At 67.2% G+C, this 23,027-nt stretch carries 18 protein-coding genes and 1 pseudogene; 6 read left to right on the forward strand and 13 right to left on the reverse strand.

The genetic code is table 11. The features are described from left to right. Positions 1 to 16: 16 nt before the first annotated feature. Positions 17 to 487 carry a MarR family winged helix-turn-helix transcriptional regulator gene (locus tag AC10V3_RS34195; protein ID WP_022539848.1) on the forward strand — a complete coding sequence of 157 codons (471 nt, stop codon included), beginning with the start codon at positions 17 to 19 and terminating at the stop codon, positions 485 to 487. Here the strand turns inward: AC10V3_RS34195 and AC10V3_RS34200 are convergent. The 6 genes from AC10V3_RS34200 to zwf form a co-directional block, all read right to left on the reverse strand. After that, positions 484 to 939, reverse strand: a complete 456-nt coding sequence (locus tag AC10V3_RS34200) for a YccF domain-containing protein (protein ID WP_041681877.1) — start codon at positions 937 to 939, stop codon at positions 484 to 486. The two genes, AC10V3_RS34195 and AC10V3_RS34200, sit on opposite strands and share 4 nt — an antisense overlap. Positions 940 to 1,594: 655 nt before the next feature. Then, the gene (locus AC10V3_RS34205; protein WP_022539850.1) at positions 1,595 to 2,923 is read right to left on the reverse strand and encodes a sensor histidine kinase; all 1,329 of its coding nucleotides are present in this window, start codon (positions 2,921 to 2,923) and stop codon (positions 1,595 to 1,597) included. Next, entirely contained in the window at positions 2,923 to 3,645 is a 723-nt protein-coding gene (locus AC10V3_RS34210; RefSeq protein WP_490923975.1) for a response regulator transcription factor, read from the reverse strand. The genes AC10V3_RS34205 and AC10V3_RS34210 overlap by 1 nt, the downstream gene beginning before the upstream one ends. A 2-nt stretch (positions 3,646 to 3,647) precedes the next feature. Continuing rightward, complete coding sequence (gene glk / locus AC10V3_RS34215) at positions 3,648 to 4,661, reverse strand: glucokinase (protein WP_490923976.1); 1,014 nt, start codon at positions 4,659 to 4,661, stop codon at positions 3,648 to 3,650. Between the two features lie 28 nt (positions 4,662 to 4,689). Continuing rightward, positions 4,690 to 5,370 carry a 6-phosphogluconolactonase gene (pgl, locus tag AC10V3_RS34220; RefSeq protein WP_022539853.1) on the reverse strand — a complete coding sequence of 227 codons (681 nt, stop codon included), beginning with the start codon at positions 5,368 to 5,370 and terminating at the stop codon, positions 4,690 to 4,692. Positions 5,371 to 5,416: 46 nt separating this feature from the next. Further along, positions 5,417 to 6,874, reverse strand: coding sequence for a glucose-6-phosphate dehydrogenase (gene zwf, locus AC10V3_RS34225; RefSeq protein WP_041681878.1), 1,458 nt, complete (start codon positions 6,872 to 6,874; stop codon positions 5,417 to 5,419). A 172-nt stretch (positions 6,875 to 7,046) separates the two neighbouring features. Between zwf and edd the strand changes: the two genes are divergently transcribed. Then, positions 7,047 to 8,945: a phosphogluconate dehydratase gene (gene edd, locus AC10V3_RS34230; protein WP_022539855.1), complete on the forward strand. Its 1,899-nt coding sequence runs from the start codon at positions 7,047 to 7,049 to the stop codon at positions 8,943 to 8,945. A 10-nt stretch (positions 8,946 to 8,955) separates the two neighbouring features. On the opposite strand, the pseudogene AC10V3_RS34235 reads toward edd, so the two are convergent. The 4 genes and pseudogenes from AC10V3_RS34235 to AC10V3_RS34250 form a co-directional block, all read right to left on the reverse strand. Continuing rightward, positions 8,956 to 9,891, reverse strand: a pseudogene (locus AC10V3_RS34235) (mechanosensitive ion channel family protein). Positions 9,892 to 10,478: 587 nt separating this feature from the next. After that, positions 10,479 to 11,726, reverse strand: a complete 1,248-nt coding sequence (locus AC10V3_RS34240; RefSeq protein ID WP_022539857.1) for an MFS transporter — start codon at positions 11,724 to 11,726, stop codon at positions 10,479 to 10,481. Between the two features lie 261 nt (positions 11,727 to 11,987). Further along, complete coding sequence (locus AC10V3_RS34245; protein ID WP_022539858.1) at positions 11,988 to 13,589, reverse strand: peptide chain release factor 3; 1,602 nt, start codon at positions 13,587 to 13,589, stop codon at positions 11,988 to 11,990. A gap of 200 nt (positions 13,590 to 13,789) precedes the next feature. After that, positions 13,790 to 14,680 carry a YihY/virulence factor BrkB family protein gene (locus tag AC10V3_RS34250; RefSeq protein WP_051370046.1) on the reverse strand — a complete coding sequence of 297 codons (891 nt, stop codon included), beginning with the start codon at positions 14,678 to 14,680 and terminating at the stop codon, positions 13,790 to 13,792. A gap of 268 nt (positions 14,681 to 14,948) precedes the next feature. Here AC10V3_RS34250 and AC10V3_RS34255 point away from each other — a divergent pair, with 268 nt between their 5' ends. From AC10V3_RS34255 to AC10V3_RS34265, 3 genes are all read left to right on the forward strand, one after another. Beyond that, on the forward strand, positions 14,949 to 15,149 hold the full coding sequence (locus AC10V3_RS34255; RefSeq protein ID WP_349605171.1) for a hypothetical protein: 201 nt from the start codon (positions 14,949 to 14,951) through the stop codon (positions 15,147 to 15,149). A 505-nt stretch (positions 15,150 to 15,654) separates the two neighbouring features. Next, positions 15,655 to 15,897: a hypothetical protein gene (locus tag AC10V3_RS34260; protein WP_454753524.1), complete on the forward strand. Its 243-nt coding sequence runs from the start codon at positions 15,655 to 15,657 to the stop codon at positions 15,895 to 15,897. A gap of 187 nt (positions 15,898 to 16,084) precedes the next feature. Then, entirely contained in the window at positions 16,085 to 16,462 is a 378-nt protein-coding gene (locus tag AC10V3_RS34265) for a hypothetical protein (RefSeq protein ID WP_022539862.1), read from the forward strand. 123 nt (positions 16,463 to 16,585) lie between these two features. On the opposite strand, the gene AC10V3_RS34270 is transcribed toward AC10V3_RS34265, so the two are convergent. The 3 genes from AC10V3_RS34270 to AC10V3_RS34280 form a co-directional block, all read right to left on the reverse strand. Next, the gene (locus AC10V3_RS34270) at positions 16,586 to 17,953 is read right to left on the reverse strand and encodes a sigma 54-interacting transcriptional regulator (protein WP_041681880.1); all 1,368 of its coding nucleotides are present in this window, start codon (positions 17,951 to 17,953) and stop codon (positions 16,586 to 16,588) included. Between the two features lie 125 nt (positions 17,954 to 18,078). Beyond that, positions 18,079 to 18,543 carry a hypothetical protein gene (locus AC10V3_RS34275; RefSeq protein WP_022539864.1) on the reverse strand — a complete coding sequence of 155 codons (465 nt, stop codon included), beginning with the start codon at positions 18,541 to 18,543 and terminating at the stop codon, positions 18,079 to 18,081. Positions 18,544 to 19,342: 799 nt separating this feature from the next. Continuing rightward, the gene (locus AC10V3_RS34280) at positions 19,343 to 20,713 is read right to left on the reverse strand and encodes an NCS2 family permease (protein ID WP_022539865.1); all 1,371 of its coding nucleotides are present in this window, start codon (positions 20,711 to 20,713) and stop codon (positions 19,343 to 19,345) included. A 409-nt stretch (positions 20,714 to 21,122) separates the two neighbouring features. On the opposite strand from AC10V3_RS34280, the gene AC10V3_RS34285 reads away from it, so the two are divergent. Continuing rightward, complete coding sequence (locus AC10V3_RS34285) at positions 21,123 to 21,326, forward strand: cold-shock protein (RefSeq protein ID WP_022539866.1); 204 nt, start codon at positions 21,123 to 21,125, stop codon at positions 21,324 to 21,326. Positions 21,327 to 23,027: the final 1,701 nt, after the last annotated feature.

Consider the following 23,027-nt stretch of genomic DNA (forward strand, 5'->3'; position numbering starts at 1 on the left):
CTGACACGACAACGCCATGAAGCCACTGCCACGCCTCGACCAATTCCTGACCTACCGCCTGCACCAGGTCAACAAGCTCAGCGACAAGGACAGCGCCGCCGCCTATCTGGCGCAATGCGGCCTGTTGCTGAGCGAAGGCCGCTGCCTGGCGGCGATCGGCGCGTTTGCGCCGCTGTCGGTCAACGAGCTGGCGCACCGCGCCAACCTGACCAAGGGGCAGGCCAGCCGCTCGGCGCAGGCGCTGGTGGAGCGCGGGCTGGTCAGCAAGGAGACCAGCGAAGCCGACGGCCGCGGCGTGGTGCTGTCGCTGACCGCGCAGGGCAAGCCGCTGTACCGGCAGGCGATCGCGATGATCGCCAAACGCAATGAAGAGATCTTCGGCTGTCTGAGCGAAGCGGAACAGGCACTGCTGGGCAGCCTGCTCGACCGGCTGGTGGCGCACGCCGGCCGGCAGGAAGAGGAAGATACCGTTGACGGCGCCGCCTAGCGGCGCAGGTTGTCCACCTGGGTGCGCGCGCCATCGCGGCGCGCGGCTTCGGCCACCTCGTTGCTGACCACGGTCTGGCCGATCGGCGCCAGCGCGATGCCGGCCAGCTTCAGATGCTGAATCGCGAACGGGATGCCGATGATGGTGACGAAGTTGGCGATCGCCGACATCACGTGGCCGATCGCCAGCCACACGCCGGCAAACACGAACCACAGCACATTGCCCACCAGCCCCATCGCGCCGGTGCCGAGATCGTCCCGGCCGGTCAGCTCGCGCCGGCTGATGGCCTGCTTGCCGAACGGGAAGAAGGTGAAGGTGCCGATCACGAAGCAGGCCTTGCCCCAGGGAATGCCGATGATCGAGATAAAGCAGAGCAGCCCGGCCAGCCACCAGGCCAGGCCCATCACCACGCCGCCAAGGATGAACCAGAGGAAGTTGCCGATTGCGCGCATGCCAGCCTTTCGGGAGTGAGGAAGGGAACACGCATGATACGCAATGGTGGTGCGGGGGCGGCTCCACACGGCGGTTGCGGAGCGAAAGCGTACCCGTTTCTGCGTACCTTGCCGCGATCCCCGGAAGCGCGTTAAGCGGCCTTCAGGAACCGGCCCCATCGGCTATGGCGTCGGTGTAATCGCACTACGAACCCCGTCGCACGCGCAGCCAGAAACATGCTGGCGAGAGCAAAGCGTACCCAATTCTGCGTGACTGGCACCGGCAGGAGGAAGGCCGTATTTCGCGCCTCGCACGCTATGAGGGCGGGGCATTTACTGAAGCCGCCGACCGCTGTTGCCTCCGGCAAGCCCGGCTCTAACACGGGCATCGCGTCAACGCCTTCGGCTGCGCTGCGCGCGGCGCATCAGATTCCCGCCCGCGTAGGCCGATACGGTTCACCGACGTAGGTGACAAAACAGTTCAAGCACATAGGTAACTGGTTTCTACCTTGGCTATCCGGGCCCAGGAGGGCGGAACCCAGCGGTTCAAACAACGACAACATGTCACCAGCAGCGAAGCCCGCCGAGCACCGACCAGATGCCAACCCCAGGGCAGGACGTAGGGCAGCTTCCAGTGCAAACCGTAGCACCAGACGCACCAACAACGAACCAGCCCTCACCCCCCTTCAAACAAAACCCTGACCCTCAACCCCGGCCCCGCATCCTCCAGCGCCAGCCGCGCCCCGTGCGATTGCACGATCTCAGCCACGATAGCCAGCCCCAGCCCGCTGCCGCCCGTCGGCGCATCTGCCAGCCGATAGAAACGATCAAACACACGCCCCCGTTCCCCGGCAGGAATACCCGGCCCGTTATCGCTGACCACCATTTCAACTGAGCGCCCGTCGGCACTACGCCCCACCCGCACATCGATACGGCTGCCGGAAGGGATATAAGCCAACGCGTTATCGAGCAAGTTGGTCAGCAGGATCCGCAACGCATCCGCATCGCCACGCACGATCGCCGGCGATAGATCCTCGCCACCATCAATCCCAAGGTCGATATTGCGATCCAGCGCAGCCTGCGTCATCTCCCCGACCACGCCGGCGGCAAGCTCGCGCAGGTCCACCGGTTCTCGCGGCGTCGTGGCCGCGCCGGGTTCCTGCCGCGCCAGCGTCAGCAACTGCGTCACCAGGTGGGTCAGCCGTTCGAGCCCCTGGCGCAGCTTGCCGATGGCCTCGTCGCGCGCCGGGCCGTTGTCGGCGCGCTCGACCAGTTGCGCCTGCAGTTGTAGCGCGGCCAGCGGCGTGCGCAGCGCGTGCGCGGCGTCGGCGACAAAGGCGCGCTGCGTGTCGATGGCGTGCGACAGGCGTTCGAGCAGCTGGTTCAGCGCGGCGCTCAGCGGAGCGATCTCGTCCGGCATCTGGCGCACCGTCAGCGGCGCCAGCGTGGTGGCGTCGCGCGAGCGCACTTCGGCGGCGATTTCGCGCAGCGGGCGCAAGCCGCGCCCCACCGCCATCCACACCAGCCAGCCCAGCAGTGGCAGCAGCAGGAAGAGCGGCGCCACGGTGCGCAGTGCCATGCGCGCGGCCAGCGTGCGGCGCGCGCTCATCGGCTGCGCGATCTGCACCACCGCGGGCCCGAGCTGCACGCTGTAGAGGCGCCATTCGCCCTGCTCGTTAGTGACGTTGGTAAAACCAAGCTCGGCCCGCGGCGGCAGGGCCGCGTGCGAATGCGACAGGTACAGGCTGCGGCCCGACCCGTCCCAGATATGGATGACGACGTCCTCGTCGGCATGCGCCAGGTCGCCGGGTGCGCCGAGGAACGGCGGCGCGACGGGGTTGGCGAACTGGCTGGGCAGCGCCGCGGCCATCTGCTTCATCTGGTAGTCGAACAGCGCGTTGGCTTCCTGCCGTGCCTGCCCGTAGATCAGCGCGGTGGCGATGGCGATGCCCGCGAGCAGCCCGGCGGCCAGCCACCACAGCAGGGTTCGCTGGATGGAGCGCATCAGCGGCTGTCCCCTTCGCCCGCCGGCTTGTCCGCCGCTGTATCGCCGTCAAGGCGCGGCACCACATAGCCCACGCCGCGGATATTGCGGATCAGCGCGGCACCGAACTTCTTGCGCAGCGCATGGATATAGACCTCGACGGTATTGCTGCCGACTTCATCGTCCCAGCCGTACAGGCGCTCCTGCAACTGCGGCACCGACCACACCTTGCCTGGCCGCGCCATCAGCGCGGACAGCAGCGCGAACTCGCGCGCCGACAGCCGCACCGGTTCACCGCGGTGGGTGGCTTCGCGCGTGGCGGGGTTGAGCACGACATCGCCATAGACGATCAGCGGCTCGGCCCGGCCGGCCGCGCGGCGCGCCAGTGCGTGCATGCGCGCGGCCAGTTCCTGCAGGTCGAAGGGCTTGACCAGGTAGTCGTCGGCGCCTGCGTTCAGGCCCGCCACGCGGTCAGCCACGGCATCGCGCGCGGTCAGGATCAGCACCGGCGTGGGCACGCCGCGCGCGCGCAGCGTACGCAGGACGTCGAGGCCGGAGCGCCGCGGCAGGCCGAGGTCGAGCAGCACCAGGTCATAGCACGCTTCGCCGTCCTGCGCGGTGGTCGCCGCGGCCAGTCCCGCGTCGCCGTCGCGTACCCAGTCGACGGTAAAGCCTTCCTGGCGCAGCGCCACTCTGACGCTGTCGCCGATCATGGCGTCGTCTTCCACCAGCAATACGCGCATGGCTAGCTGTTCCCGGCGCTGAGCCGCTCGTCAAGCGCGCGCGAAAGGCCAGCCAGCGCCGGATGGCGTGCGGTAATGACGTGGACCGGCACGGCTTCCAGCCACCCGCGCATGCGCCCCTTGGCGACAAAGCGCTCGGCAAACGACGAGGCCTGCAGCGCCGGCACGAAGCGCGGCAGGATGCCGCCGCCGAGGTAGACGCCACCACGTGCGCCCAGCACCAGCGCAATGTCGGCCGCGACCGAGCCGAGCAGCCCGAAGAACACGGCCATGGTGCGCTGGCACAGCGGGTCATTGCGCTCGAAAGCGCCGGCGGTGACCTGGTCCGGCTGCAGCGGGGCGAGCAAAAGCGTACCCGTTTCTGCGGCCAGTGCGGCATGGATTTGCGACAGTCCGCTGCCCGACAAAAGCCGCTCCGCCGACACGCGCCCGATGTTGCGATGGGCGGCGCGCCAGGCCACCCATTCGTCGTCGGTGTCCGGCATCAGTTCGATATGCCCGCCCTCGCCCGCCAGCGGCACGGCCTGCCCGCCCGGCGCGGGCACCAGGCCCGACACGCCCAGCCCGGTGCCGGGCCCCAGCAAGGCCAGCGGTGCGGCGCGTACCGCCGTGCCGGGGCGCACCTGTTCCAGCCCGTCGGCGGGCAAGTGCGGCAAAGCGAGCGCCAGCGCGGTGAAGTCGTTGATCGCCACCAGCGTGTGCAGCCCGAGCGCGCGCCGCATGCCGTCGATCGAGAACGACCAGTTGTGGTTGGTCAGCCGCACCTGGTCCCCGGTCACCGGGTTGGCCAAGCCGATCGCCGCGTGGCGCGGCACCGCCTGGCCGGAGGCGGCGAGGCCGTCCAGGTACTGGCGCAGCGCCGCTTCGAGCGACGGGAAGTCGACCACCTTCAGCGCGGTGACGGGGCCGATCTGCATCGGTGCTGTTTCCAGCGCGAAGCGCACGTTGGTGCCGCCGATGTCGCCCAGCAGGCGCGGGAAGGCGGCGGAAGACGGTGTGGAAGCAGTCGCGGCCATTGGCGTCACCTCGGATCAGTCGTTGGGATCAGGCCTTGAACACATCAAACCCGTGCCGGTGCCGCGACACCACCAGGCTGACCGGCAACTCGGGCGTCGGACCCTGCAGCGCGCGTTCGAGCACCTCGGCCTTGGTGGCGCCGCTGACCGCCAGGAACGCGCGCTCGGCCGCCAGCAGCGCGGCCAGGTTCAGCGTGATGCGCGCGTGCGGCGCGGCCGCCGGATGGGTGATCACATAGCCCGGCGTGGGATCGCTCAACGCGCTCTCCAGTTCGGGCGCATCCGGGAACAGCGAGGCAGTGTGGCCGTCCTCGCCCATGCCCAGCACCACCACGTTGGGCTGGCGGAAGGCGCGGTTGGCACGCGCCACCGCCTGTTCAGGCTCGGCGGCGTCCTGCGCGTCGGCGATCAGCGGCAGGAAGGCGGCGCTGCCGGCAGCTTCGCGCAGCAGGTGCGCGCGCACCAGCGCGGCGTTGCTGTCGGGATGGTCCGGCGGCACCACGCGCTCGTCGACTAGCGTCACCGTCACAGCTTCCCAACGTACCGGCCGGTAGCGCAGGCGCTCGAACATCGCCACCGGCGAGCGCCCCCCCGAGACCGCCAGCACCGCCCAGCCGTTCACGCGGATGGCAAGTTCCAGCGCATTGCTGATCGAGATGGCCAGCGCCTCGGCCTGGTCCATTGGCGTGGGATGTTCAAACAGGCGCATGATGGTTTCCTTTGCAATTCAGGCGGGCGCTGCGGCGTGGCATCGCTCACGCCTCCTCGTGCCACAGCGCGCCGTCGCGCGACATCAGTGCCGACGACGCCGCCGGGCCCCAGGTGCCGGACGTATAAGGCTTGGGCGGGACGGTGCTCGCTTCCCAGGTGTCGATGATGGGCTCGACCCAGCGCCATGCCTGCACCTGCTCGTCGCGGCGCACGAACAAACCCAGCCGACCGCGGATCACGTCCAGCAGCAAGCGTTCGTAGGCGCCGGCGCGCCGCACCTTGAACGAGTTGGCAAAGTCCAGGTCGAGCGAGGTCGGCGTCAGCTCCAGCGTGTCCCCGGGCTGCTTGACCAGGCAGTACAGGCGAATGCTTTCCTCGGGCTGCAGCTGGATCACCAGCCGGTTCTGCGGCGACAGCGTCAGTGGCCGCGGAAAGATCGCGTGCGGCACGTCGCGGAAATGGATCACGATCTCGGCCACGCGCGCCTGCATGCGCTTGCCGGTGCGCAGGTAGAACGGCACGCCTTCCCAGCGCCAGTTGGCGATCTCGGCCTTGATCGCGACAAAGGTCTCGGTGCGGCTGTCGGGCGCGATGCCCTCTTCTTCCACGTAGCCCGGCACCGGCTTGCCGCCGATGGCGCCGGCGCGGTACTGGCCACGCACGGTCTTCTCGGCCACGTCTTGCGGCGTGATCGGGCGGAGCGCCTTCAGGATCTTGATCTTCTCGTCGCGGATGGCATCTTCGGAGAGGCTCGCAGGCGGCTCCATCGCCACCATGCACAAGAGCTGCAGCAGGTGGTTCTGCACCATGTCGCGCAGCGCGCCGGTGCGGTCATAGAAGTCGCCGCGCGTTTCCACGCCGAGTTCTTCGGCAATGGTGATCTGCACGTCCTGCACCCACTCGCGCCGCCATAGCGGCTCGAACAGCGCATTGCCGAAGCGGATCGCCATCAGGTTCTGCACCGATTCCTTGCCGAGGTAGTGGTCGATGCGGTAGATCTGCTCTTCGGCGAAGAACCTGGCCACCGCCGAGTTGATCGCCTCGTTCGATTCGAGGTCGTGGCCCAGCGGCTTTTCCAGCACGATCCGCACATTGGGCGCGCTCAGGGTATTGAGGCCGGTGCGCGCCAGCTGCTCGCAGATCGGCACGAACAGGTGCGGCGCGGTGGCGAGATAGCACACCACCACTTCGGGCTTGCGCGACAGCACCTGCTCCGCCAGCGCGTCGAAGTGCTCGGGCACGCGTGCGTCGGCCTGCACGTAGACGATGCGCGCGCAGAACTTGTCCCATGACTCAGGCGGCGCATGCGCCAGTGCGGGCCGCACGGTCTGCTCCAGCGAAGCGAGGTAGTCCGCGGTCGACTGCGGCTGGCTGCCGGTGGCGAGGATGCGCGCGGCCGGATGCAGCAGGCCCGCGTGGTGCGCATCGAACAGGGAAGGCAGCAGCTTGCGCCGCGCCAGGTCGCCGGTGCCGCCGAACAGCACCATGTCGAAGTCAGGCATGCTCACGCTGAGCTCCTTGATTCATTGTTGCAGCCATTGAGACCGAAGGCCGAGTTGCGGCCAGTTTACGTGAGTCGCCCCGGCTTGGCGAGGCAGCGTACCCATTTCTGCGTACTCCGTGCAGTGCGCGGCAAAGTGCGCTAGGCTGAAGGCTCCCCCGCAGGAGAACCCCATGCCACGTCATCCAGTGCTCGAGCGGGTCACCGCCCGCATCGTCTCCCGCAGCGCCGCCTCGCGCCAGGCGTATCTCGACCGCACCCGCGCCATGGCTGGGCAGAAGGTCGAACGCGCGCAACTCTCTTGTACCAACCTTGCCCATGCGGTGGCCGCGATGCCGGACACCGCCAAGATCCGCCTGAAGGCCGACGAGCGGCCCAACCTCGCGATCGTCTCGGCCTATAACGACATGCTCTCGGCGCACCAGCCGCTGGCGGCCTACCCGCAATGGATCAAGGAAGCCGCGCTCGAAGCCGGCGGCACCGCGCAATTCGCGGGCGGCACGCCGGCGATGTGCGACGGCGTCACGCAGGGGCAGGACGGCATGGACCTGTCGCTGTTCTCGCGCGATGTGATCGCGCTGGCGGCGGCGGTGGCGTTGTCGCACCAGATGTTCGACGCCGCGCTGTACCTGGGCGTCTGCGACAAGATCGTGCCCGGGCTGGTGATGGGCGCGCTGTCGTTCGGCCACCTGCCGGCGGTGTTCGTGCCGGGCGGGCCGATGACCACCGGCATCAGCAACGACGAGAAGGCGCGCATCCGCCAGCTCTACGCGGAAGGCAAGATCGGCCGCCAGGAACTGCTCGAGGCCGAGACCCGCTCCTACCACGGCCCGGGCACCTGCACCTTCTACGGCACCGCCAATTCCAACCAGATGCTGATGGAAATGATGGGGCTGCACCTGCCGGGCACGGCCTTCGTCAATCCCAACACGCCGCTGCGCGAGGCGCTCACGCGCGAGGCCGCGCGCCAGGCGCTGAAGCTGGTGCATGGCGGCGAGCGCTACACGCCGGTGGCTGACGTGCTGGATGAGCGCGCCTTCGTCAACGGCATTGTCGGGCTGCTGGCTACCGGTGGCTCGACCAACCACACGCTGCACCTGATCGCGATGGCGCGCGTGGCCGGCATCGTGCTGAGCTGGGATGACTTCGACGAGCTGTCCGCCGTGGTGCCATTGCTGGCGCGCGTGTACCCGAACGGCAAGGCCGACGTGAACCAGTTCCAGGCGGCCGGCGGGCTGCCGGTGGTGATCCGCGGGCTGCTGGCGCTGGGCCTGGTGCACGACGACGTGACCACCATCGTCGGCCGCGGGCTGCAGGACTACACGCGCGAGCCGGTGCTGCGCGACGGCACGCTCACGTGGATCGACGGCCCGGCGGCGCCGCTCGACGACAGCATCGTGAGCACGGCCGACCGGCCCTTTGCGCCGGACGGCGGCATCAAGGTGCTGGACGGCAAGCTGGGCCGCGCGGTGATCAAGACCTCGGCGGTCAAGGCCGAACACCAGGTGGTGCAGGCGCCGGCGATCGTATTCGAGCACCAGGACGACGTGCTGCACGCGTTCAAGCGCGGCGAGCTGGAGCGCGATTTCGTTGCGGTGCTGCCGTGGCAGGGCCCGGCCTCGTGCGGCATGCCGGAGCTGCACAAGCTCACCCCGACGCTGACCGTGCTGCAGGACCGCGGCTTTCACGTGGCGCTGGTGACCGACGGGCGCATGTCGGGCGCGTCGGGCAAGGTGCCGGCGGCGATCCACGTCTGCCCCGAAGCGTTGCGCGGCGGCGCCATCGGACGCGTGCGCACCGGCGACCTGGTGCGCGTGGACGCGCCCGCGGGCGTGCTCGAGGTGTTGGTGCCCGCCGACGAGTGGCAGGCACGCGAAGCGGCTCGTCCCGATCTCAGCGCCAACCGGCACGGTGTGGGGCGCGACCTGTTTGCGACCTTCCGCTGCAATGTCAGCACCGCGGAGAGCGGGGCCTGCACGCTTTTTTCGGATGAAGGGGGTGAAGGCCACGAGGGCGACCAAGCCCGGCATGGCCACGCTGGCGCGCGCGGCCGCGCCACGCACGCGGCCTGAGCGCCTGCGTTCAACCCAGGTTGTGCGCCGGCTGCCGCTGGCCGCCGGCCGGCCGTGGCGCGGAGGGGGCGGGCGCCCCCTCGCTCACCTTCACCGCGCCGGGCACGGCCGACGCACCCGGCACGTGCAGTTCCTGGATCGGCACGGCGAGCTTGCAGCCGGCGCCTTCCAGCACTTGCTTGATGCGCTCGTAGAAGGCGAAGCGCACGTTCCAGTAATCGTCGTTCGAGGTCCAGTAGCGCACGTTCAGCGTAATGCCCTGCTGCGTGTAGTTGATCACCATCGTCTCCGGCACGGGCTCCTCCAGCAGGCGCGGCTCACGCACCAGCATCTCGCGCAAGGCTTCCAGGCCGCGCGCTGCAGGTCGCTGTCGAAGGTCACCGTGGCCTCGATATCGGCGCGGCGCGTGGCGTTCTCGCTGTAGTTGGTGATCGCGCTGCCCCACAGCTTGCCGTTGGGCACGCGCAGGCAGACGCCGTCGAAGGTGGTCAGCTCGCTCATGAAGAGGCCGGTCTCGCGCACGGTGCCGGCCACGCCCTGCGCATCGATGTACTGCCCCACGCGAAACGGCCGCAGCAGCACCAGCATGATGCCCGCGGCAATGTTCTGCAGCGTGCCCTACAGCGCCAGCCCGATGGCAAGGCCCGCGGCGCCCAGCATGGCGATGATGCTGGCGGTCTGCACGCAACTGCGACAGCACCAGCACGATGGTGAGCACGCGCACCATCCACTGCAGCGCATTGGCCAGCAGCGGGCGCATGGTTGCATCCACGTGGGTGCCGCTGAGGGCGCGCCGCATAGCCCCGGCCACGCGGCCTGACAGCCACCAACCGGCGATCAGGATCAAGATGGCCGCCAGGCAGTTCATGCCCTGGTTGATGGCGAAGTGGACCAGGTAGGTCCAGCCGGCCTCCAGCTTGTCGGCGTCGATAAAGTTGAGGTCCATGGGCGCGGCTCCGTTTGTTGTCCAGGTTGTTGTCGGGATCTGGTGGCGCTGCCGCGGGTTTCGCGGCGTACCCGTTTCTGCGTGCCGCGACTGGAGTCGGTTCGCTCTCCTGCCGCTCAAGGATCGGCGTCTAATTTGACAAATTGATGCACGTTGAATACACGATGTCAGACGATCACCGACAAAGCCGGGGTGCACACCACAGAGCAGGTGACAAGCAGAGCGGACATTGGTTTCCGGTGCCTGCGAGGCTGGCCCGCTTGCAGGACCCGCCATCCCTTATGGAATAAGGGATGGCGGCGGTCCGGGGAATAGCGCCGAAGTATTGGGAGGAAGCACTGGGTACGGTGCGCCCAGTCGCCCGTGATGGCGTGGGAGCGCGCTGCACGGGCTATATGGCGGGAGTGCGTGGGCATAGCGCGCTGGCCGCGTAGCCAGCCGGCGCCGGCGCCAACTTTCAGCGACGAAAGTTGGCGGACGGCCCCGGGCTACCGGCCCGGCGGCGCCTGGGGCTTGCACGCAGAAACGGGTACGCTTGCCGCTCGCCGCGCCAAGTGGCAGCGGCTCAGGCAAGGTCATGGAGCCGCTCAGGTCGGATGGTCGTGCAGCTTGTCGCGCGAGGCCAGCGCCGGGAACAGCCGCATCCACACCGCCACCACCAGCAGCGTGCCGACGCCGCCCAGGATCACCGCGCCCACCGGTCCCAGCAGCGCCGCGGTAACGCCGGACTCGAACTCGCCCAGCTGGTTTGATGCGCCGATGAACACCGAATTGACGGCACCGACGCGCCCGCGCATGTCGTCCGGGGTATCGAGCTGGACCAGCGTGGAGCGCACCACCACGCTGATCATGTCGGAGGCACCCAGCACCACCAGCGCCGCCATCGACAACGGCAGCCAGGTCGACACACCGAACACCACGGTGGCCACGCCAAACAGCGCCACCGCGCCGAACATGATGCGTCCGGCACGCCGGTTCAGCGGGTTTCGCGCTAGCCACAGCGCCATTGCCAGCGCGCCGATTGCGGGTGAGGAGCGCAGCAGACCCAGGCCCCACGGACCGGTGTGCAGGATGTCACGCGCATAGATCGGCAGCAGCGCCGCGGCGCCGCCCAGCAACACCGCGAACAGGTCCAGCGAGATCGCGCCGAGCAGCACCGGCCGGCCGCGGATATAGGTAAAACCGGCAAAGACCGTGCGCACGCTGACCGGTGCGGTCAGGCGCTGCGCGGCCTGGCGCAGCCGGATACCGCTGACCAGCACGGCGGCGATGGTGAACAGCGTCGCGCTCAGCGCGTAGACCACGTCCGGCCCCGCCACATAGGCAAAGCCGCCAATGGCCGGGCCGATGATGATGGCGGTCTGTCCGGCCGAACTCGCCAGCGCCACCGCGCGCGGCAACTGGCGCGGCGTCACCACGCTGGGTAGCAGCGCCTGCAGCGTCGGGTTCTCGAACGCGCGCGTGGCGCCGATCAGCGCGACAAAGAGAAAGATATGGTGGCTGTCGATCCAGCCGGTCAGGCTCGCCACCGCCATGCCCCCGGCCAGCAGCGCCTCGATCGACTGGCAGGTACGCACGATGCGGCGCCGGTCGAAGCGGTCGGCCACGTGGCCCGACATCAGGATCAGCACCACCGAGGGCAGGAACTGCACCAGGCCAACCATGCCGAGCATCAGCGGGTCGCGCGTCAGGTCGTACATCTGCCAACCCACCGCCACGGTAAAGATCTGGTAGCCGATGGTGGTGCACAGGCGCGCGAACCAGTAGCGGCGAAAAACGGCGTCGCCGAAGACGCTGTCCGGCTCGGCGGCCGGGACGGTGGCAGGGGAAGACATGGATGCAGGAGGGAGGTGCGGGGAGATTGCTGTGCGTCACGATCCGCCGGGACGCCAGCCGGGCCGTCTGGGCCGTCTGGTGCGAGCGTGCGGTGCACAAAGGCAAGATTCTAAAGCGCCTGCTGAATTGCTGCATACAGATGCCGACAATCGCACACCTTGATTGGGCAAATATCGACCGCAGATGTCGGCATTACGCCTCTACCAGGCAAAAACGGCTCGCAATTGCGAGCCGTTTTAAATTTCAGGCGCGATGCGCGATCACACGATCTCGCGCGTCTCCAAAAACTGCAGGTTCGGGAAACGTTCCTGCGTCAGCCGCAGGTTGACCATGCTGGGCGCCAGGTAGACGTGGTCGCCCGCGCCATCCAGCGCAACGTTGTGTCCGGCCTTGGCGATCAGCTTTTCGATCTCCGCCGAGTCGCCCCTGAGCCAGCGCGCGGTGGCGCATTCATGCGATTCGAAGATGGCATCGACGCCGTACTCATGCTCCAGCCGGTGCGCCACCACATCGAACTGCAGGATGCCGACCGCGCCCAGCACCAGGTCGTTCGAGGCGAGCGGGCGGAACATCTGGGTGGCGCCCTCTTCCGCCAGTTGCTGCAAACCCTTCTGCAATTGCTTGACCTTGAGCGGGTTGTTCAGGCGCGCGCGGCGGAAGAACTCGGGCGCGAACGAGGGGATGCCGGTGAACTTGAGCGGCTCGCCCTCGGTGAAGACATCGCCCAGGCGGATGGTGCCGTGGTTGGGCACGCCGATGATGTCGCCGGCGTACGCTTCCTCGGTGGTGTTGCGGTCCTGCGCCATGAAGGTGATGGCATTGTTGATCGCCACGGTCTTGCCGGCCGACACGTGCAGCAGCTTCATGCCGCGCTCGAAGCGGCCCGAGCATACCCGCACGAAGGCGATGCGGTCGCGGTGGCGCGGGTCCATATTGGCCTGGATCTTGAACACGAAGCCGGTGAACTTGGGCTCCTGCGGCTCGACCACGCGCGATTCGGTCTGGCGCGCCAGCGGCGGCGGCGACAGCTCACACAGCGCGTCGAGCAGCGACTGCACGCCGAAGTTGTTGATCGCCGAGCCGAAGTAGACCGGCGTCTGCTTGCCGTTGAGGAACGCTTCCTTGTCGAACGTGTGCGAGGCGCCGCGCACCAGCTCGATTTCGATGCGCAGCTCTTCTGCCTGGCTGCCCAGCATGCGGTCGAGCTCGGGATTGTCCAGGCCGTCCAGGATCGCGGCCGTGCCCTTGTCGCCGTGCGGGTCGAACAGCTGCACCTTGTCGTCGATCAGGTGGTACACGCCGCGGAAGGCCTTGCCCATGCCGATCGGCCAGGTCATCGGCGCGCACTGGATCTGCAGCACGTCCTCGATTTCGTCGAGCAGCTCGATCGGCGAGCGGCCCTCGCGGTCGAGCTTGTTGATAAAGGTGAGGATAGGCGTGTCGCGCAGGCGGCAGACGTTGAGCAGCTTGATGGTCTGCGCTTCCACGCCGTTGACCGAGTCGATCACCATCACCGCGGAGTCGACCGCGGTCAGCGTGCGGTAGGTGTCTTCGGAGAAATCCTCGTGGCCCGGGGTGTCGAGCAGGTTGACGATGTTCTCCTGCGCGTTGCCGTCCTTGGTCTCGCGACGGTACGGGAACTGCATCACCGACGAGGTCACCGAGATGCCGCGCTGCTTTTCCAGTTCCATCCAGTCGGAGGTGGCGTGGCGGTCGGCCTTGCGCGCGCGCACTTCGCCCGCGACCTGGATGGCGCCGCCGAACCACAGCAGCTTTTCGGTCAGGGTCGTCTTGCCCGCGTCGGGGTGGGAGATGATGGCAAAGGTGCGACGACGCGCAATTTCAGAAACGAGCGAGCTCACGGCAGCGGAGTTTGACTGGGAAATATTGGATGTGGCCCGGCGGGTGGCCGGAACCAGGTCCGGCAGCGCCGCGGGGCGGCGGTGGGCCGGGCCCTGCGGGCACGCGAGGGAATGAATGGGGCGCTATTTTACCGGTTCGCGCGCGGGCGCGGGCTGAATCGGCCGGCGAATCCATCCGATCCGGCGTCGTACCTATCCGATCACTCCGCCAGCTTTTCCGCCGGCTTGCCGCGCAGGCTGCCGAACTGCAACGCGTACTGGCGCGTCAGCTCGGCGCCAAAGAAGAAGATCTGCGCCGAGTAATACACCCACAGCATCAGCGCCACCACCGAGCCCGCGGCCCCGTATGAAGAGGCCACGGCGCTGTTGCCCAGGTAGAGGCCGATCAGCCGCTTGCCCATTGCAAACAGCAACGCGGTGATGACCGCGCCCATGGTGACGTCGCGCCAGGCGATGCGTGCGTTGGGCAGCATCTTGAAAATCACCGCGAACAGCGTCGTCACCACGACAAAGGAAAAGGCGGTCGAGATCACGTCCGCGACCGGCGCAAACCACGACTGGGTCCACAGCTGGCCCCAGATGCGCTCGACCACGGCCAGCGCCGCATTGACGATCAGCGACACCAGCAGCATGAAGGCCAGCACCAGCACCACGCTGAACGACAGCACCCGTGCGCGCAGCAGTTGGCGCCAGCCGGCCGTCTTGGGCACCGGCACGTGCCAGATGTCGTCCAGGCTGCTCTTGAGCTCCACAAAGGCGCTGGTGGCGCCGACGATCAGGATGCCCATCGCGATCAGTGCGGCCACGCCGCTGCCACCGGCGCGGTGCGTGGCCGCCAGGATCTCCTGGATCGCCGCGGCGCCCTGCTCGCCCACCAGGCCCTGGATCTGCGCGAAGATCTCGCCGCGCGCCGCTTCTGCGCCGAAGAACAGGCCAGCGATGGAAATCACCAGCACCAGGATGGGCGCCAGCGAGAACAGCATGTAGAACGAGAGCGCCGCGCCCTTGCTGGCAGCGCGATGGTCGAACCATGAACTGACGGCCGCGGTGAACACGCGCAGCGTGCGCGTGCCGGTATGGCGGTCCGGCAGCCAGGACGGGCGGTTGGGCCGGGGCTGCGGGGTCCCGCTGCCGGCGGAAGGAGAGGACGGGTGCTCGGTCTTGTCGGTCACGGCCTGTGTGTTTGCCCGCGCCGCATGCCGGGGGCGTCTGCCGCCGCGTGTCGGGGGCGTCTGCGTTCATGATACTGCGCATTGCGGGCTTTGCCCAAGCGGGCGCGCCGGGGGCGACCTGCTACAGTAAGATCAGGCACACCTGCCGGCGCATCCGTTGCCCGCGCGCCGGCGCATGGAGGCACACGTGACCCCGATTCTCTCCGCCCGCCCGGTGGCCGCACTCCTGATCATCGGCGTGCTGGGCTGCGCCGGCTGCGAACGCAGCCAGCCGGGCCCCAAACCCATTTCCGGGACGGCGTCCGACCGCCCTGCCGCGGGCACACCCGCCGCGCCCGCCAACCCGAACTCGTCCAGCTTGCCCCCGGCATCGGGTCCGGCCCGCTGAACGCGTCAGCGCGGGCGTACCCGTTTCTGCGTGGCTCGCGGGCTGGCCCGCACGCGCCGATCCGGGCCCACTGAAGCCCGTGAGTTGGAGTAAAGCCTTGCCGTTGCCGACGCTGTAGCCGGGGCTTTTGCCCGCGCCCGTTGTCCACGCCGTTACGCAAGTGCAAGGCTGATGTAACCCAGTTTCAAACGTGCAACGGGGTGCAATGTCGCCCCGGCGCGGATGCCGGGGCGCGCTATCCCGCACCCGGCGCGTGCCACGAGCAGCATGCGCTGCACGGTTGTGGCCACCGCGCGCGGGGGCGCTTTCCGCACGCGTTACAGCGGCGAAACCGATTGGTCCGCCAGCAGGCGAGCGTCCCCCGCAGCAATTCGGCCACCTCCCGCAAAGCCGCGTGGCACAAGGCTTTGCGGCCATTGGCACACTTGTCGCTCAGTATCCGCAAGGGACGCTGTACGCGTCAGTGACCATCAACCAGACTTTGCACGCAGGAGACTACCCAGCCATGCGTCATCCGCCATCACGCATGACGGCGCGCCGGCGCTCATACCGGCTAGCGGGCCCGCCACCATCGGTGACGGACCTGCTTTCGCCGCCGCTGCTGCCCTATCCGCGCATCCACGCGCCGCCGGCCACGCCCGCCGTGCCGTGCGCGGCGATCGGCGTCGGCAAGGGCATCGGCACGGAGAAGGGCGCGGGGTTCGCACGCGCCGCCTGCCGGCGCCATGCGGGCAAGCGGCGCGCCTGAGGGCACCCGCGCAACCGCATGTTCGGGCGCCGCAGGGCGCGGGCGTGCGGCGGTGCGTCACTGCCTCAGGGCCTCAGTGCCCCGGCGCCGCAAACAGGACCATTGCAGGCTCGCGAGCCAGCGTACCTGCACGGATTTGTGCTCCGTCCCCCGGCGGGCACTTTTTTTCCACAGGGAGGCGCAGTCCATGAAAGCCGGAATCTTTGCCGCCGCGCTGGCCGTCTGCTCCGGCAGCGCCATGGCGGCGAGCTACGCCTGGTTCGATCGACCCGACGAAGCCAGTGCCAACAGCCATGCGGCGGTCAGCAACGATATCTATGTGCGCGGCTGGGGCTGGGCATGGGGCGAGTTGCTCATGCGCCCCGATGCCCCGACAACCGCGCCGGCGCCGCAGGACGGCCGCCAGGCACGCGACATCCTGGACCGGCGCGACGCGGTGCCGTGGCGCCAGCATGACGAAAACGAACCGCCGCGCCATCCGCGCGGCAAGATCAGCATGAACCTCGCTGCCGCGGATGCGGACGGCGGCGCCGGGGCCGGGCGACCCCACAAGACTGTGCGCTGACAGGCTGTGCGCTGACGTGCCAGCGGGCACGGGGAAAGGTGGAACTGGCGAGCGGACGTCGTCCGTTCCCCTTTCCTCTGGCGCCTGAAGCTGGCGCGCCGCGTTTTACCGCCGCTGTTACCTCTATTCCCCTGCCGGGGCCTGGCTCTCCACGCGGATATTGTGCTTGTGCATGAGCCGGTACAGCGTCACGCGCGACACGTTGAGCTCGCGCGCGGCTGGCACCACGTGAAAGCCGTGGCTGGCCATCACGGTACGGATCGCCTCGCGCTCGGCCTCTTCGCGAATCGCGTCGAGGGTCTTGCGCGGCAGTTCCGTGCCGCCATGCAGCTGCAGGTCCTCGGCGGTGATCTTGCGGTTGTCGGTCATCACGATGGCGCGCCGCACACGGTTGATCAGCTCGCGCACGTTGCCCGGCCAGGCGTACTGCATCATTGCCTGCGTCGCGCACGCCGAGAAGCCGCGGATGCGCCGGTGCGCCTCGTGCCCGTGCTCGGTCAGCACTGCGTTGGCCAGCTGCAGGATGTCCTCGCCGCGCTCGCGCAGCGGCGGGATGCTCAGCGTCAGCACGCACAGCCGGTGGAACAGGTCGGAGCGGAAGCGCCCGTCGGTTTGCGCCACCACCAAATCCACGTGCGTGGCGGAGATAATGCGCAGGTTCAGCGGGATCGACTGGTGCCCACCCAGGCGCGTGATGGTGCCTTGCTGCAGGAAGCGCAGCAGCGCCACCTGGCTTTCCAGCGGCAGGTCGCCGATCTCGTCCAGGAACAGCGTGCCGCCCTGCGCCTGCTCGATCCAGCCGATCTTGCGCTGGTTCGCGCCGGTAAACGCGCCCTTCTCGTAGCCGAACAGCTCGGACTGCACCAGGTGCGAGGGAATCGCGCCGCAGTTGATGGCAATGAACGGTCCCTTGCGCCGGCTCGACGCATCGTGGATCGCCTGCGCGGCCAGTTCCTTGCCCGTGCCGGACTCGCCGGAGATGAAGACCGGCGCCTCGTTGTGCGCTACCTTGGCCAGCGAGCGGAACATCGCCCGCATGATCGCGCATTCGCCGATCATCGTGCCGCGCGAGGCGGGCTCCTGCACGCGCGCGCCGTGCAGCGAAGCCATGCCGTGCGCGTGCTTGAGCGTGTAGAGCAGCTCCTCCACCGAAAACGGCACGCGCACGTAGTCGATGCAATAGTCGCGGATCAGCCGGCGCACGCGCTCCTCGGCGAGCATGGCATCGGTGGTGATGGCGACCCACGCGACATGCAGGTACTGCAGCGCCTGCTCGAGCTGCACGAGTTCGGCATCGCTGTAGTCGGACTGCAGGTCGATCACGCCGGCCATCGGCGGACTGGCGCGCACGACGCGTTCGAGGTCGCGGATCTGCTGCACGCGGCGGACTTCCCATCCCGCGCCGAAGCTGGACGGGTCAAAACCAAAATCTTCATGACGCGACACGACCACGATCTGTGCAGTGCGTGACGCCTTGCACAGTCGGTCCATCACGATCTCCCGGACGTTAGGCTTGTTCTTGGTTCCGGCACCCGTGGGCACTGCCGCGGCCTGGGGCCGTGGCGGGCGGTGGGGCTGAACTGGCTGCGGGCCGGCGCCCGCGCGCGACGTCGGTATCACGAGCTGGACAGACTGCGGGACTGCTCGTCAGGCGCGGCAAGGTAATCCGCGCCCCCCTGGAGTTGCTCGCGGATGCGCCGTCGCACCGCCTCCTTCTCGCGCATCAGCTCCAGGCTCGGCGCCTGGGGCGACTGGCCGGAATACTGGTAATAGAGCGTCTTGTAGGTCAGCTGGCTCAGGATCCATTCCTGCAGCAGCACGCGCTGGCGCGCCATCTCGCCCTCGAGCAGGCGATGGCGGCGCAGCAGGTTCTGCACGGCCGCGCGCGCGGTATCGCTGAGTTCGCTGTCTTCGGCAAGCAGGGCCGCCACGTCGGCGGTAGCGCCGTCATGGGCCGCCTTGCTGAGGGGTGCTTCGCCTGCAGCTTCCCCCCGAGCAGCCCAGGCGCGATGATGAATGGATCGGTTGACGGACTCCCTGATGGGCCCGATGGCGGGTCGCCGGATCTCTCCTGCGGTCATGATTATCCCCGTTGAACAACATCCCCCGGCACTACACGTCTGCGGTTACCACTTGTCAGTCTTGGAATATTTGTCCGCGTGGCGCGCGTGTTTCCCGCACGCTCCCGGTTGGTGGCTTGCCGTCTTCTTGTCTGACGGTCTGTTCCGGCGATGTCCCCGTACTGGCGGACGGCGCCGAAGGCTCTCGGTAATCTCCGGCATCCTGCCGCATGCACCGGAGTCAAGAAGGGGCGCCTTGCCGCGCCCCTCTTTGCCACGCCTATAGTTCAGTGCATTTGGGGCGGTTTGTCCAGCCCTGAGTGGGTGACTTACACCCAATCTCATACTTTGGTATGAGCCCGCCAGCACACCCCCGCAAGCCGATCCGCGCCGCCTCGCCACCGCACCATAGGACAGGTAAATGTCTGCTTACATGGTACGCAGAAACGGGTACGCTTTCGCACCCCGAACGGGTGATCGCGGCCGTCTCGCCGAGGAATTTCGGACGGTCGTGCGGAGCTTCCCGGGCGCTGCTTGCCGCAATCAGTGAGCGCGGCTGCGGCACGCTTGGGAAAGTCAAGCGGCACGCAGAAACGGGTACGCACCGCTTGCCGTGCGGGGGATGAGGGGGTACGCAGAAACGGGTACGGAATGAGGTTTCGGACAGCCCCCTGAAATACGCGGCCAGCACCAGCCATAGGTACTGCATCGGGATGACGCCATCAAGACAATGGAAAAAGGGACGACTTTCGCCGTCCCTTCTTTGTCCTGCACTACCTGCAATGTCCCGCCCTTTGTCTCATCTGTACGTGCCCATGGCTCAGTGACCCGGCAGGTAATAGAACTTGAAGACAAAGACCGCCGCGATGATCCACACCATCACGGGCACGCCGCGCGCGCGCCCGGTCAGCAGCTTGAGCGCCGCGTAGCTGATAAAGCCGAACGCGACACCATTGGCGACCGAGTACGTGAACGGCATGCCGAGCGCGGTCATCACCGCGGGCACGACTTCGGTCACGTCGTTCCAGTCGATCTCGAGCAGCTCGCGCAGCATCAGACACGACACATAGAGCAGCGCCGGTGCGGTGGCATAGGCAGGCACGGTGCCCGCCAGCGGTGCGATGAACAGCGCCGCCAGGAACAGCACTGCCACGGTCACCGCGGTCAGGCCGGTACGGCCGCCCGCCTGCACGCCCGAGGCGCTTTCGATATACGCGGTGGTGGACGACGTGCCGAGGAACGAGCCCGCCATGATCGCCGTGCTGTCAGCCATCAGCGCCTTGTTCAGCCGGCCCATGCGCCCGGCCTTGAGCAGGCCCGCGCGGTTGGCCACGCCCATCAGCGTGCCGGTGGCGTCGAACAGCTCCACCAGGAAGAACACCAGCACCACGTTGATGATGCCGATCGACAAGGCCGCGCTGATATCGAGCTTGAACAGCGTGGGGCTGAGCGACGGTGGCGCGGAGAATACGCCGTGGAATGTGTTGCCGGCAAAGACGAAGCTCAGCAGCGTGGTGAGCAGGATGCCGATCAGGATCGCGCCCTTCACGCGCAGGTGGTCCAGCGCCACGATCACGAAGAAGCCGACGATGGCAAGCACTGCCGGGGGCTGGTGCAGGTCGCCGATGGTCACCAGCGTGGCCGGGCTGGCGGTGACGATGCCGGCGTTCTTCAGCGCGACGATCGCCAGGAACAGGCCGATGCCCGCGGTGATCGCCACGCGGATCGAATGCGGGATGCCGTTGACGATCATCTCGCGCACGCGGAACAGCGTCACCAGCAGGAACAGGCAGCCGGAGATAAAGACCGCGCCGAGCGCGGCCTCCCACGCAAAGCCCATGCCCTTGACCACGGTGTAGGCGAAGTAGGCGTTCAGGCCCATGCCTGGCGCCAGCGCGATCGGGTAGTTGGCGTAGAAGCCCATGATCAGCGTGCCGATCGCCGCGGCCACGCAGGTGGCGACGAACACCGCGTCCTTGGGCATGCCAGCGTCGCCCAGGATCGACGGGTTGACGAAGATGATGTACGCCATCGTCAGGAACGTGGTGATGCCGGCGAGGATCTCGGTGCGGGCATTGGTCTGGTGCTCGCGCAGCTTAAACACGCGCTCGATCAGCGAAGGCGCGGCGTGCGGCTGGGGCGGATTGGCGGAAGACGTGCCCGGCTTGGAAGCGGGTTCCGGGATCGACATGAATGGTCTCCTGATATCGTTATCGTGTCCGCGACGGCTGCTGCGCCTGCTGGTGATGGCATCATCGGCCCACTACGCGGCAAGCGTACTCTGGTCCACGCCAGCCCCGCTGCGCGCTGTCGCGGGCGAATAAGCGATATGCAAAAGGCGTGATGATCCCACAGCGGCCGCAGGTGCTGCCAGCGCCAGCCGGCTGCGCTCCCGCATGCGCCCTTGGGGCCGCCCCCAGCTTGACGCTGGCGGCAATCCCCCGTATAAACCCGGCTAGATTCAAGTGACGAGGCAACAGTTCATTCGTTAGCCACCGTCTGGTACTTCGGTTGTCCATGGTGTCCTTTCCTTGAGTTCCCCGTGTCGGATGACGTGTTCGTCATGCGATCTTTTATGTCCTTTTTCTGGAAAGCAAATCATGCAAACCGGTATCGTCAAGTGGTTCAACGACGCCAAGGGCTTCGGCTTCATCAAGCCGGACGCGGGTGGTGACGACCTCTTCGCCCATTTCTCGGAAATCCGCTCCGACGGCTTCAAGTCGCTGCAGGAAAACCAGCGCGTGCAGTTCGAAGTCAAGAATGGCCCGAAGGGCCTGCAGGCCGCGAACATCACCCCGCTGTAAGCGTTGACCGCCGGCGCGCTCCGTGCGCGCCGCACAACGTGAGAACCCCGCCCCCGTGGCGGGGTTTTTTGTTTTTAGCGCCCCGCGTTTTCGTACGGCAGTGGGCGCTGTCTGGCGGCGCTCGCCACTCTTCCCACCGGCACCTGTTCGTGCGTGCTTTCGGCTGGCCCTTCCAGAACTGCAGGTCTACAGCCGGTCAACAGGCCCCGCATCGCGCGTGCCAATACACTGTTGCGAGACTGTCACGCCACGCCTGGCGGCCCGCCTGAATTGCCAAGGGACTTGAGTTCTCCAGACCCTCAGCATTAGACCCTCAGCCTGACGCAGAAACGGGTACGCATTGTTGCAGCACCGGTGGCATGCCCTGGCCTTCTTGCTCGCAGAAACAGGTACGCCCGGGCCGCCATTGCCACTTTTGCGCAGAACTCCCACACGCAGAAACGGGTACGCCCAGCTGCCGCGCGACCGCCGCCACCACCTTCCAGTCCCGCAGAAACGGGTACGCGCCTCAAGCGCGTTGCAAATCCATCACCACCAAAGACGCGCCACGCCGTCTTGCCTGTGCCGACATATCCACACTTCGGCCGACGCAGAAACGGGTACGGTCGCTGCTGTACCGAGGCAGCCCCCCTTGCCAGTACAGATATCGAACGGCCTCGCAGAAACAGGTACGCCGGCAACGTCCGGAAGCTGGGCCGCGAGCCGCAGAAACGGGTACGGCCAACCGTGGCGGCATGCGGCGATCGTGGGTGGCTGTGGCGGTTATGCCGCTGGCACACGCAGAAACGGGTACGCGGCGCTATTTGGGCAAGCAGCTACGTATACGTCGAGTGTAAGTACTAGCTTTTATTATAAATCATGTGTATCATAGAAACTCGGGCCAACTCCCGGCTCTATTCGCCAAAGTGCGCACGCAGAAACGGGTACGGGTCGGTGCAACGAGCGCCCCTGCGGGCACGCAGAAACAGGTACGCTGGGCAGCCAACCCCGTGTTGTGGCGTTTTCGCAGAAATGGGTACGGCGCAGAAACGGGTACGCAGTTGTGGCGGGAGACGCTGATTCAGGACCCGCGCAGAAACGGGTACGCTTTCGGGGCACGGCACGCAGAAACAGGTACGCTTTGCCGGCAGCGGCGCCGGCGGCAGACAGGACGACGAACCAGTTTCTGCGGGGATAACCAGGGTCCGGCGCAGATATCCACCGGAATCGACCAGGGAATGGCAGGTAAACCGCGTATACCGGTCCGCCGCACGCAGAAACGGGTACGCTTTCACCCCTCGCCATTGTGGACAAGCCTGTGGGACACCCAGGTTATCCCCGCAGAAACCAGTACGCGCCTGCCGCAGATATGGGTTCGGCCTGCCGCAGATACAGGTTCGCCCCTTCGCAGAATCGAGTACGTTCGTCCGCAGATTCGGGTTCGCGGGGGTTGTTTTTTCCCTTACGAATCAAGGCGCTGAACTTCACGTATACGGTTTACAAGTAGTTAACCCGTATCGGTATCGTTTACTGGTAGTGGATGGCTGGCGAACCGTGGACAACCCTGCCGGGTTGCCCACCGTCCGCCACCATGCGACCAGCCATTGGATCCTCCGGCTTGCAAAAAACAGGGCAAGCAATGCCAGCACCTTGCGTACCTGTTTCTGCGTGACAAGCCTTGCTGCTTCGAGTACAAAGGCGGGTAATCCGAAGCACGCCAAT

It is taken from the genome of Cupriavidus sp. PB-02 (assembly GCF_058252315.1).